The organism is Pediococcus pentosaceus (assembly GCF_001437285.1).
GTDB lineage: Bacteria > Bacillota > Bacilli > Lactobacillales > Lactobacillaceae > Pediococcus > Pediococcus pentosaceus.
Genome location: NZ_JQBF01000003.1, coordinates 181,382 through 194,074, shown reverse-complemented (window position 1 = coordinate 194,074; position 12,693 = coordinate 181,382). Strand labels below are relative to the sequence as shown.

At 37.3% G+C, this 12,693-nt stretch carries 12 protein-coding genes; 3 read left to right on the top strand and 9 right to left on the bottom strand.

What is annotated here, in order from left to right; translation table 11 throughout:
* Position 1 precedes the first annotated feature (1 nt).
* Genes IV86_RS04450 through IV86_RS04435 form a run of 4 tightly spaced genes read right to left on the bottom strand, consistent with a single transcriptional unit; the run spans position 2 to position 3,555 of the window.
* The gene (locus tag IV86_RS04450; protein ID WP_002833676.1) at positions 2-1,024 is read right to left on the bottom strand and encodes an L-threonylcarbamoyladenylate synthase; all 1,023 of its coding nucleotides are present in this window, start codon (positions 1,022-1,024) and stop codon (positions 2-4) included.
* A 9-nt stretch (positions 1,025-1,033) separates the two neighbouring features.
* Positions 1,034-1,885, bottom strand: a complete 852-nt coding sequence (gene prmC / locus IV86_RS04445; protein ID WP_002833675.1) for a peptide chain release factor N(5)-glutamine methyltransferase — start codon at positions 1,883-1,885, stop codon at positions 1,034-1,036.
* Positions 1,878-2,957, bottom strand: coding sequence for a peptide chain release factor 1 (gene prfA, locus IV86_RS04440; protein WP_002833674.1), 1,080 nt, complete (start codon positions 2,955-2,957; stop codon positions 1,878-1,880). The genes prmC and prfA overlap by 8 nt, the downstream gene beginning before the upstream one ends.
* Before the next feature lie 4 nt (positions 2,958-2,961).
* The gene (locus tag IV86_RS04435; RefSeq protein WP_002833673.1) at positions 2,962-3,555 is read right to left on the bottom strand and encodes a thymidine kinase; all 594 of its coding nucleotides are present in this window, start codon (positions 3,553-3,555) and stop codon (positions 2,962-2,964) included.
* A gap of 153 nt (positions 3,556-3,708) precedes the next feature.
* Here IV86_RS04435 and IV86_RS04430 point away from each other — a divergent pair, with 153 nt between their 5' ends.
* Together IV86_RS04430 and IV86_RS04425 are read left to right on the top strand one after the other, a co-directional pair.
* Entirely contained in the window at positions 3,709-5,055 is a 1,347-nt protein-coding gene (locus IV86_RS04430; protein ID WP_002833672.1) for a Mur ligase family protein, read from the top strand.
* A gap of 1 nt (position 5,056) precedes the next feature.
* The gene (locus IV86_RS04425; RefSeq protein WP_002833671.1) at positions 5,057-5,761 is read left to right on the top strand and encodes a type 1 glutamine amidotransferase; all 705 of its coding nucleotides are present in this window, start codon (positions 5,057-5,059) and stop codon (positions 5,759-5,761) included.
* A 47-nt stretch (positions 5,762-5,808) separates the two neighbouring features.
* Here IV86_RS04425 and manA read toward each other — a convergent pair whose 3' ends face one another.
* The 5 genes from manA to IV86_RS04400 all read right to left on the bottom strand — a co-directional run bounded on the left by manA (position 5,809) and on the right by IV86_RS04400 (position 12,215).
* A complete protein-coding gene (gene manA / locus IV86_RS04420) occupies positions 5,809-6,777 on the bottom strand; it encodes a mannose-6-phosphate isomerase, class I (RefSeq protein WP_002833670.1) in 969 nt (322 codons plus the stop codon).
* Positions 6,778-6,850: 73 nt separating this feature from the next.
* Entirely contained in the window at positions 6,851-7,849 is a 999-nt protein-coding gene (locus tag IV86_RS04415) for a serine hydrolase domain-containing protein (RefSeq protein ID WP_029258086.1), read from the bottom strand.
* 100 nt (positions 7,850-7,949) lie between these two features.
* Complete coding sequence (locus tag IV86_RS04410; RefSeq protein ID WP_002833668.1) at positions 7,950-9,830, bottom strand: ABC transporter ATP-binding protein; 1,881 nt, start codon at positions 9,828-9,830, stop codon at positions 7,950-7,952.
* Positions 9,823-11,562, bottom strand: coding sequence for an ABC transporter ATP-binding protein (locus IV86_RS04405; protein WP_002833667.1), 1,740 nt, complete (start codon positions 11,560-11,562; stop codon positions 9,823-9,825). The genes IV86_RS04410 and IV86_RS04405 overlap by 8 nt, the downstream gene beginning before the upstream one ends.
* A 2-nt stretch (positions 11,563-11,564) precedes the next feature.
* Positions 11,565-12,215, bottom strand: coding sequence for a TetR/AcrR family transcriptional regulator (locus IV86_RS04400; protein ID WP_002833666.1), 651 nt, complete (start codon positions 12,213-12,215; stop codon positions 11,565-11,567).
* 122 nt (positions 12,216-12,337) lie between these two features.
* Here IV86_RS04400 and IV86_RS04395 point away from each other — a divergent pair, with 122 nt between their 5' ends.
* The gene (locus tag IV86_RS04395) at positions 12,338-12,679 is read left to right on the top strand and encodes a hypothetical protein (RefSeq protein ID WP_056979385.1); all 342 of its coding nucleotides are present in this window, start codon (positions 12,338-12,340) and stop codon (positions 12,677-12,679) included.
* Positions 12,680-12,693: the final 14 nt, after the last annotated feature.

The following is a 12,693-nucleotide window of genomic DNA, read 5'->3' as shown; positions in this document are numbered from 1 at the left end:
CCTAATCGATGTCACTAAAGTATGTGTTACCTGCAGATTTTTGGAGACGATTCATGTATGCCTCGCCAATCCCTATTCTATCAAATCCTTGAGCAAAAATGGTTTTTATTGCTGAATCAGCATCAAAGGTTCGTAATCCATCGAATAGTTCTCGACTAGCCGTCTTAGAATCTACCCCTAAGGAAATGTATCGAACTTGGTCGAATTCTCCTAATTTTTTGGTCTCGAAAATTTCATTTGTGGCCATAATTCCAATAGTTTGATCAGTATGCTTTTGGAGCCAAGCTACGACACCGTCCCAATCCTGATCAGACACTATGTATACTTGGGCATTCGGAGCATAGTGTTTGTATTTCATTCCAGGCGCCTTAGGAACTTCATCTTTTCCGACTTTATGATGGTCGGTCTGGACCTCACCTATTAAGGGTGCCAATGCTTGTTCTGTAATGGCCCCTGGCCGCAAGATACTTGGCGTTGTACTTGACATATCTAAAACCGTTGATTCAACACCGATGGTAGTTTCCCCATCATCTAGAACTCCAGCAATTTTTCCGTCCAAATCATGCAACACATGCTCCGGTTTAGTGGGGCTAGGTTTCCCTGATGTATTAGCGGATGGGCCCACCAATGGAACTCCAGCTGCACGAATTAAATCAATTGTTACTTGAGTAGCCGGATTACGAAAAGCAGCTGTATCTAATCCACCTGTAACAATCGAATTTAAAGCTCCCTTTTTAATTGGTAAGATAATGGTTAGTGGTCCTGGCCAAAATTGATCCATTAATTTTTTGCTTTTGTCGTCAATATTAGCAAACTTTGCAACTTCTGTTTGGTCCGCAACATGGACAATTAGCGGATTATCCGAAGGACGGCCTTTAGCAGCATAAACTTTTTTTACTGCCTCTGGATTAGTTGCATCCGCACCCAGTCCATAAACTGTTTCGGTTGGGAAAGATACTAATTCACCAGCTTTGATGGCTTGAGCCGCTACTTGTATTTCATCAGAACTAAATAATTTACTCATTTTTATCACCTATTTCTTTTTAACCCAAAGAATTCGATCGTGTTGACTAATATCTTTTATAACTTCCGCTTGGTCAATATACTTCTTTTCTAAGAAATACTTTTTTAGGTCCGTACCTTGACGATAACCAATTTCGCAACCCAATTCTCCGTGTTCGACTAAATATTGATCCAATTGATCTGCAATTCTTTTATACCAAAATAATCCGTGATCGTCAGCAAATAAGGCTTGATGAGGCTCAAAGTCAATCACTGATTGATCCATTTCATGCTTTTCATTATCCGCAATATAGGGCGGATTGCTGATAATTAAATCAAAACGTTCCCCTTGGACAGGTTCAAACAATGACCCTAGCCTGAAATCAACGATAGCTTCATGACTTTCAGCATTCCGTTGAGCCACTGTTAAAGCATCTTTAGAGATATCAACCGCCGTGACTAACCATTCTGGACGCTCCAATTTAAGCGTAATCGCTATATCACCACTCCCCGTCCCAATATCTAAAACTCGAAGTCTCTGTCGACTGCGCTTAGTTTTACTTAGAATCGTTTCGACTAACTCTTCCGTTTCAACCCGTGGAATTAACACCCGTTTGTCAACGTAAAATTCACGTCCAAAAAAAGTAGCCTTATTCGTTACGTATTGTACAGGCTCTCCCTTGGCAACTCTTTTCACAGCGGTTTGAAATTTCTCCCACTGTTCGGGAAAAAGTTTTTCACGGTAATGCATGATTAATTCGGTTCTTGACCACTCCATTGTATCCATCAAGATCAATTCTGGAGCATTCTCGTCTCCTTGGTTTTTTCGGATAAACAAAGAAGCCCATCTCAGGGCTTCAAAATAAGTTGGAATATTATTCATTACGAAGTTGTTCCACTTTCTTGGCTTGATCATCGAGAATAAGAGCATCGATGATATCATCTAATTCACCATTCATAACTCGATCTAACTTGTTCAAAGTAAGACCAATCCGATGATCGGTAACCCGATTTTGAGGGAAGTTGTAAGTTCTTATACGTTCGGAACGATCTCCGGTACCAACAGCGCTTTTACGTTCTGCATTATATGCATCTTCTTCTTGCGTTTGGTAATAGTCATAAACCCGAGCCTTTAAAATGCGCATTGCCTTTTCACGATTTTGTTGTTGCGAACGTTCATCTTGCATCGCAACTACGATACCGGTTGGTAAGTGGGTCATTCGAACCGCTGAAGAAGTCTTATTAATATGCTGTCCACCAGCACCAGATGAGCGATAAACATCCGTACGAATATCTTTTTGATCGATTTCAATATCAACATCTTCCGCTTCAGGCATTACTCCTACGGTTGATGTAGATGTATGTACTCGTCCTGCCGATTCAGTAACTGGAACTCGTTGAACTCGATGTGCGCCATTTTCATACTTCAATTTAGAATAAACTTTATTACCAGAAATCATTAATACGATTTCCTTGAAACCACCAACGTCAGTAGCATTTTCATCCACAACTTCTACTTTCCATCCTTGGGTTTCAGCATAACGCGTATACATGTTGTATAGGTCAGCAGCAAATAAACTAGCTTCATCCCCACCAGCTGCTCCATGAATTTCCATGATGATATTTTTATCATCATTGGGGTCAGTTGGTAACATTAAAATTTTAATTTCTTCTTCTAAAGTAGCTTTAGTTTCACGAAGTTCAGCTAATTCAGCTTTAACTAAACTATCCATTTCTGGATCTAATTTTTCACGTTGTAATTCTTCGTTTTCAGCAATAGCATCAACTGTTTTTCGGTATTCACGATACTTTTCCACAGTTTCACGGATTTCGCCTTCTTCTTTAGAAAGCTCTTGATAACGTTGTGAATCTCCTAAAACTTCAGGATCAGCTAATAGTTCGCTTAATTCTTCATAGCGGTCGGCAACAGCCTGAACTTTTTCAATAATATCCATTTAATTAATTCCTCATTTCTTCTTCAGTCAGTGGGTGAAAATAATGGCGACGACAAACCGGGTAATAAGACTCATTACCACCAATTTGAACTTGCTCACCATCATAGACCGGTTTACCATCATGAACGCGTAAATTCATTAGCGCTTTGTGCTTACAGAACCAACAAATTGTCTTCATTTCCACAATTTTATCGGCATATAAAAGTAAGTATTTAGTTCCTTCAAACAATTCATTTCTGAAATCATTTTTTAAACCAAACGTCATGACTGGAATTCCTAAGTCATCGACTACTTTAGCTAGTTCTATAATGTGATGTTTTTTCAAAAATTGAGCTTCATCAATCAAGATACAAGCAGTATCTTCTTGGGCACTAGCTTGCGTAATCAATTCCAAAATATTCGTATCATCAAAAATTGGAAGAGCATCTCGGCGCAACCCAATCCGGCTGGAAATTTCACCAACAGCCGTTCTAGTATCAATACCACTCGTCATTAAAATAACTTTTTTATCTTGTTCTTCATAGTTATGAGCCACTTTTAAAATTTCAATTGACTTACCACTATTCATTGCTCCGTAATGAAAAAATAACTGTGCCATTCTAGCCCCACTCCTAATTTTATTCTCCGAAATTTAAGTATAGCTGATATAAAATAAAAATTCATCTCTTATTAATATAAGAAACTTTCTTTTTTATCAATTTCAGCTTAAAATACTATTTTAGATGTTTTAAAGATATTCGGAGGGCTTAACATGTCATTTAAAAGTTCAATTGCCAAAATGGCCGGTAAATCGTCATATTGGTTTTTACACACATTTCGTTCTGGAGGAAGTTCACTACCAGGCAAAATAACTACTAAGATTGATCCAACCATTCTAAAAGATCTTGGTAAGGACTACGATGTGATCGTAATCACTGGTACCAATGGTAAGACCCTTACCACTGCTTTAACCGTTAAAGTTCTTCGTCAAAAGTTTGATCATGTTCTTACTAATCCAACTGGTTCGAACATGGAACAAGGGATTGTCACCACTTTCTTAACTGACCATAAATCTAAAAAAGGCAAAAATATTGCTATTTTAGAAGTAGACGAAGCTAACGTCATTAAGGTAACACAATATATCAAACCCTTAGCCTTCGTTTTTACTAATATATTTAGAGATCAAATGGATCGCTATGGCGAAATTTACACAACCTATCGAAAAATATTAGATGGGGTTAAATTAGCTCCGGAAGCTACCATTATCGCTAATGGCGACATGCCGATTTTCAATTCGGTTGACCTTCCTAATCCTGTTGTCTACTATGGTTTTAACAATCAACCCGACGGTGAGATGAAGGCAGATCCGAATACTGATGGCGTGGTTTGTCCTCGCTGCGAACATATTATTCACTATAAATTTATTAGTTATAGCAATCAAGGTAAGTATTATTGCCCTAATTGCGGCTGGGAACGTCCCGAATTAACTTATCAACTTACCCAGATTACCAAGCTTACTCCCAATTTATCTAAATTTTTCATTGATGCTTCCAACTTCACCCTTCACATCGGGGGACTTTACAATGTCTATAATGCACTGGCCGCCTATTCGGTCGGTAAATTTATGGGAGTACCTACTTCTAGTATTCAAAAGGCTTTAAATGACCCCGATGAGCGGGTTTTTGGACGACAAGAACAAATCAATGTAGATGGTAAAGAAATTACCATCGTGCTAGTTAAAAATCCTGTTGGTTTAAACCAAGTAATTGATATGGTTGGAACTGAAAGCGAACCTTTTTCTTTTGTTGGTTTACTAAATGCTAACTATGCTGATGGGATTGATACAAGTTGGATTTGGGATGGAAATTTTGAAAAATTAACGCAAATGCCAATTCAACAATACATGACGGGTGGCGAACGTTACAAAGACATCACTTTCCGTCTTAAGGTAGCTGGAGTTGAGGATAATCAACTTTGGACCTATGATAATTTAAAAGATGCTGTTTCAAATATTAAAAATTTACCTACCAAGCGTGTTTACGTATTTGCAACTTACACTGCCATGCTTCAATTACGTAAACAATTAGCTACAGAAGGTTACATCAAAGAGGGGATTTAATATGAAATATAATCTAAACGTGGCTCATCTTTATGGTGACCTATTGAATACCTATGGTGACAACGGTAATTTACTAGCTTTAAAATATTATGCTAAAAAAATGGATACAGATTTAGATATTGACATTGTTAGTCTCGATGATCAATTTAATCCTAAAGACTGGGATATCGTCTTTTTCGGCGGTGGTCAAGACTATGAACAAACCATCGTTTCCAAGGATATTCAACACAAAAAAGAAGATCTAACTGATTATATTGAAGATGGCGGTCCACTACTTGCCATCTGCGGTGGTTATCAACTTCTAGGTCATTACTACGTTGGTGCGAATGGTGAGAAAATTAAAGGGATTGATGCTTTAGATCACTACACATTAAGTCAAGACGATAATCGCTTCATTGGCGATATTGTTATCAAAAATGCTGAAACTGGAGAAATTTACCATGGTTTTGAAAATCACAACGGGAAAACTTTCCTTGGTAAGGGAGAACGTCCTTTAGGGGAAGTTCAGTCTGGCCATGGTAACAACGGTGAAGATCAATCAGAAGGAGTCATTTATAAAAACGTTTATGGCTCTTATTTCCATGGTCCAATCCTAACTCGTAATGGTGAATTAGCTAAGCGTATAATTTTAACTGCTCTTAGTCGTAAATATCCTGATGCTGATTTAACTCCTCAAAAAGAACTTACTATTGAACCAACTTTCTAAGACTAAAAAGAGTATCTAAGAAAAAATTTTTTCTTAGATACTCTTTTTTATGCTTCACCAGGTTCACTAACAATTAATTCAAGTTTTCCACTATAGCTCCATTCTTTGACTGGGTTAGGAAGAACAAAGTGTTGACCTTTAACAAGAGTATATGTTTTTCCATCAACAGTAATGTTCCCTTCTCCATCTAATACTGAAACTAAGGTGTACAAACCTTCACGCTTAAAGCTAACTTCGCCATCTTTCAAAGAAACTTTTCTCACTGAGAAATACTTTGAAATTGGAGCTTTAACAAATGTAGTTACCTCAGCGTCGCCTACTTTGTCAGTAGTAATGTTAAGTTTAGGATCTTCATGAGGTACGTTAGTTACATCAATTGATTGTTGAAGATGAAGTTCACGTTTTTCACCAGTGGTTTTATCTACCCGATCAAAATCATACAAGCGGTATGTTGTATCACTGCTTTGTTGAGTTTCAAGAACCATAATTCCCTTACCTAAAGCATGAATTGTACCACTAGGCACATAATAAAATTCACCGGCTTTAACTGGCACTTTGCGGAATAATTTGTCCCATTGACCATTATTAATCCAATCTGCCAATTCTTCATGTGTTTTAGCGTTATGACCGTAGTATAATTCAGCTCCTGGTTCGGCCGAGATGATATACCAACATTCAGTTTTACCCAATTCATGTTCATGCTCAGCTGCATAGGCATCATCTGGATGAACTTGAACAGATAAATCGTCATTCGCATCTAAGATCTTAGTTAAGAGTGGAAAGACTTCCCCCTTGGCATTTCCAAATTGTTCTCGGTGACTTTCCCATAGTTTGTCTAACGTAATACCTTTAAATTCTCCGTTAGCAATGGTGGCTGGGCCATGTGGATGAGCTGAAATTGCCCAACATTCTCCCGTGTGGTCACTTGGAATATCATAACCAAATTCAGTTCTTAAATGGTCCCCTCCCCAAATTTTTTCATGGAATACTGGATTTAAAAATAATGGTTCACTCATACTCTATAAAACCCCTTTCATCTACTCATTACCTAAGAATACCACATCATCAATTGTTCTTTAAGTTACATTTTTAAAAATCTTCTTTGGCAAAAGTTTGATAAATTTTTTGTCGATATTCTAAAAATTCCAAATTAGGTTGCGGGTGAACCCGATTAGATAAGAATACCAATCCATTTTGTGTTAAACGATCCAATAAAATAAATGTTCCAGTGAAACCGCTATGTCTGAGTAGAACTTGATGTGGTTTTCTAGTAACAAACGCCCAGCCCCATGAACGGAGTAATTTAGAATTAGTCGTTTGATTATCTTCGAATTGACGCATGGTTGTTTCATCCAAAAGTTCATTTTCATTTGCTAACATTTTCAGGGTAAATTTAACCACATCATGTTTGGTAGAAAATAGTCCTGCTGAACCAGCATGCAAGCCTAACGAAGCGGCCTTAGGATCATGTACCTGTCCCTTAGTTAAGATGCCATTGCGGACTTGCGTTGGAATAGCTTGATGAGGATCAGGGGTGAAGCTACTGGCTTCTAATCCCCAAGGCTGCAACACATATTTCTGAATTGCTACTTGAACCGGCATATGTAATACCCGTTCAATTATAAAGCCCAGCAATAGGAAATTATAATCGTTATAAACAACTTTTTGATTAAAATCAGCTCCAAAAGTTAAATTATTGTAGATAGCTTCCCGTAATTCACTCGCATTTAATTCATCCCGCTGATCAATCCAAGCCGTAGCCCCCGAAGTATGCGTCAACAAATGACGTAACGTAACTCTTGCATCTTTAATTTGGGGAAGGTATTGGCTCACTGGGGCTTCTAAATTAATCCTTCCCTGTTGTTCTAACCAGAGCGTCAAAGGAACCGTCCCCATAACTTTGGTTAAAGAAGCTACATCAAAATACTCACCTTGCGCTAAGCGCCGTTTAACCGGTACTACGCTGCTATAGCCTGTGGTTACCTCATGAACTAACCTTCCATGATGAATAAAAGTATAGTCTGCTCCAGGAATTATCTGTTGCTCCAACATCGCTTGAATTAAATTTTCTGTATCAGTAAATACCATTTTTATTCCTACCGTCCGTTTCCTAAATTCCAATAGCATTATATAACAAAAAATGGGTTATTCTCCGTTTTGTTTCAAACGAAGAATAACCCATTAAAAATTAAATTACTTCACCACTTGCAAATTGTGAATTATACAAGTCAGCGTAGAAACCATTTTGGCTCATTAAATTATCGTGATTTCCAGTTTCAACGATTTGACCGTTATTAACTACCACAATATTTTGAGCATTGCGAATAGTAGAAAGTCGATGTGCAACCACGAAACTTGTACGGTTGCTCAATAAATTATTCATAGCTTTTTGAATCAACACTTCTGTACGCGTATCAACCGAACTCGTAGCTTCATCTAAAATTAAAATTTCAGGATCAGCTAAGAAAGCTCGTGCAATTGTTAGCAATTGACGTTGACCTTGTGAAATATTAGAAGCTGCTTCGTTTAAAATGGTGTCATACCCATCTGGTAACTGCCGAATAAATGAATCAGCATGGGCTGCCTTAGCCGCGTTATATAATTCTTCATCCGTTGCCCCTTCACGACCATACTTGATGTTTTCTCGAATAGTTCCGGTAAAAAGCCAAGTATCCTGAAGAACCATCGCAATTTTAGAACGTAATTCCGTCCGTTCCATATTACGAGTATCCTTCCCGTCAAGGTAAACCGTCCCTGAATTAACATCGTAGAAACGTTCAATTAAATTAATAATCGTCGTTTTACCAGCTCCAGTTGGACCAACGATCGCAACCATTTCTCCGGGCTCAACCCGCAAATTAAAGTTTCGAATCAATGGTTTATCAGGAACATAACGGAAGTCCACATCGTCAAAAATCATCTTAGCATCTGTCTTAACATCCGCTACATCTGTGTGAAGATCTTCCATCTCTGGTTCATCTAGCACTTCAAAAACTCGTTCTGCGGAAGCCATGGTCATTTGAAGTGTATTAGCAATATTTGCAATTTGAGTAATCGGTTGTGAGAACTGTTGGGTGTATTGGAGGAACGCTTGGACGTTACCTAAGGAAAGATTTCCGTGGGCAACTTGTACACCACCAATTACAGCAACCATTAAGTAACCAATATTTTTGACGAAGTTCATCAATGGCATAATCAATCCACTGATAAATTGCGCTTTCCAAGCTGACTTATAATACTTAACGTTTTCTTTTTCAAAATCTTCAATTGCATCTTGTTCATGATTAAAAGTCTTGATTACTGTATGTCCCGCATACGTTTCTTCAACCTGATTATTCATTAAACCAAGGTGTTTTTGTTGAGATTTAAAAAATCTTTGTGATTTAGGTGCGACAACCGCAACGACAATCAAACTCAGTGGCACCGTTGCAACAGCAAGTAGGGTTAGTTTCCAACTAATTGTTAGCATCATGTACAATACCCCGACAAATTGGAAGAAACTAGTTACTAATTGAGTCAAACTTTGTTGTAAAGTTGAACTAATATTATCCATATCATTGGTCATCCGACTCATGATATCCCCATTTGAATGGGTATCATAGTAAGAAATCGGTAATTTTTGCATCTTATTTTTGAAATCTGCTCGAAGTTGTGCAACGGCTTTTTGAGAAACGCGCGTCATTACCACTTGTTGAACAAAACTAAACGCAGCTGAAAGGACATACAATAGTCCCACTGACGTTAAGATTTCGACAATCTTGGTAAAATCAATAGGAAATTTATGCACTGGTACTCCCATCTTCATCTGAGCTGCACCCTTCATTACCCCTTTAAAAATTTCAGTCGTAGCTTCACCCAAAATTTTAGGTGCTCGAATTTGAAGAATGGTAGAAATTGCCGCAAAAATAAGGACAACGATGAAACCAAACATCCAAGGCGAAAGATATTTTACCAATCGACCAGCTGATTTCCAAAAATTCTTGGGCTTTTCGATTACACCACGGGGACCGCCATGTCCGCCAGGCCGAGGCCCATTTTGTGGTCGTGCTGCATTATTTGCTTTAGCCATTTGTTTGATCTCCTTCCTTAATTTGTGATTCGATAATTTCTCGATAAGTTTTATTTGTTTGTTTTAATTCTGCATGCGTTCCTTGCCCAACCACTTTTCCATTTTCTAATACTAGAATTAAATCTGCATCAGCAACCGTGGCAATTCGTTGAGCAACGATAATAACAATACTCTTTTGAATTTCAGGATCTTCCCGAAGAGCTTTTCTTAAATTAGCATCTGTCTTAAAATCAAGGGCTGAAAACGAATCATCAAAAACATATACCTTAGCTTTTTTAACTAACGTTCTAGCAATTGACAAACGTTGCTTTTGTCCACCTGAGAAATTATCCCCATTCTGTTCAACAAAAGTATCTAGTCCATCGCCATCACGTTTAATAAATTCTGTCGACTGTGCTACTTCTAAAGCATGCCAAATTTCTTCATCAGTAGCATTTTCATTCCCATAACGCATATTTTCACGAATCGTACCCTTAAAAAGAACTGCTTTTTGTTGCGCAAAGGCTACTTGTTCATGTAGATTGAATTGGCTTAACTTTTTAATATCAACGCCATTCAATTCAATTGAACCAGATTCGGGATCAAATAAACGTGGTAACAAACTAATCAAAGTAGTTTTACCAGACCCAGTTCCACCAATTACAGCAACGGTGTCTCCCGCCTTAGCTTCAAAATTAGCGTTATCAATTGAAAGACGTTCAGCACCAGGATATCTGAATTTAACATTGTTATAAGCCAATGTAGCAGTCGAATCTTCAACCATGTTTTCCACGTTTACTTGGTCTTTAACACTATTTTCAGAATTCAATACTTCATTAATACGAGCTGCCGAAGCTGAAGCTCTCGGGATACTTACGAAGACCATCGAAAGCATCATAAAACTCATTAAAATTTGAGTAGCATACGTCATAAAGGCTACCAAATTACCAACTTGCATCGTTTGGTTGGCAATTAAATGAGCTCCATACCAGACGATTCCAATATTAGTTCCACTCATCAAAAGAGTCATTACCGGGATCATGAAGGAAACGATTGTAAATACCTTAATACCAGTTTTCATATAATCATGGTTTGCATCAGCAAAACGATCTTGTTCAAATTGATCTTGATTGAATGCTCGGACGACACGTACCCCAGTTAATCCCTCACGGAAAACCAAGTTGATCCGGTCAATCTTTTTCTGAAGGCCCTTAAACAAAGGGACCGCAAAAAACATAATAATTCCCACAAAAACTGCCAGTAATGGTAATGCAACTAAGAAAACTACGGTTAACTCGGATTGTTTTTGATAAGCCATAAATCCTGCTCCGACTAACATAATCGGCGACATTAACATCATGCGTAAAATCATAACAATCACGTTTTGAATTTGAATAACATCATTAGTTGTACGAGTAATTAACGAAGCTTCTCCAAATTTTTCAAATTCATAATTGGACATGAACGATATTTTTCTGAAGAGATCACTGCGTAGTTTATTACCAATTTTTTGGGCTTGAGTTGCAGCAAAAAACACGTTAACTCCCGCACCAATTAATCCTACTAGTGAAACTAATAACATTTTTAAACCCGAGTTCCAAATGTATCCAATGTTATTTTTGGCGATACCATTATTAATGATATCTGAAGTAATATTAGGTAAAAGCAAATCACCCGCAATTTGAACCATCAAGAAAACTGTCCCAACTAATACCGCCCACCACGTAAATCGAGACTTTAGTAGTTTCCACATAACTATTTATCCTCCGTTCTTCTTGCACCAAATTCCAACCAGTTGAGGTTCCGTTCAATTTCTTTTTGAACTTCTGCCGGATCTGAATCAGTGTTGTTTGAATGTACAAAATAATTTGCAAAAGAATGAAAGAAAATCATCATTATCAATTGCTGAATCATATTTTGATCCTTTTCGTTAGTCACTTTTAGGAGTTTCCAATTGACTTCTTTTTTAAGATTGGCACGTAGTTCTTTCATACGATCTGAATGATATACATCAAACCCGGGATGTTTACCATCTTTAGAACGCTTTGAAATATTGGCTCCTAAAAAGAAGTTTCTATAAAAATCACGATGATTGCCTGAAATAATTTCTTTCATATATTCCCCAGCATATTTTTTAACTGCTGAAAAAATGTCACCATCCGCCTCTTGAACACTATCAATCAAATTCTCTTGAATATCTTCTAAAATCAAACTAAAATAATACCCGTATAAATCTGATAAATCATCAAAGTATTGGTAGAAACTTCCCCGTGGAATTTTCGCATCCTTAATGATATTATTTATCGAAGATTCATATAGAGGACATTGACTAAATTCACGTTCAGCTGCATCTATAATACGTTGCCGTTTTTCGTCCTTTAAATTAAAAAATGTTTGCTTTGGCATTTCGACCTCCTAAAAATGACAACTTGTCATAAACCACAATTATACACTTTGGTTTTCGATTTGCAACAACATTTACTTAGGAATTTTTGCTACAATATCAACATGTAGAAAGGAACTTATTTATGGCAACTAACTCAGATTCTTTATATAACATTTTGTACCGAATTGATAATAAACCCGAGATGGTTAAGATTCATCACATTGGCTACAGAAACGTAATTAATATGACTTTCCCGGACACCGTTCCCGTTTCTGAACCACATGTTTATTTTCCAGACAATTCTTTATTAGTCGATCGATTTGCTAACGAATTTGTGGCTAAAAATAGTGACATTCTTGATCGTTTCCAGCAAAAAACATTAGATAAAAATCATGGGCTAGATTCTGTCTGGGTAACCACCTCACATATCCTTGAAAAGCATGAGTATATGATTGAACTTACTTTCGAATCATCATCCATGTAGAAAGGATTGATTTT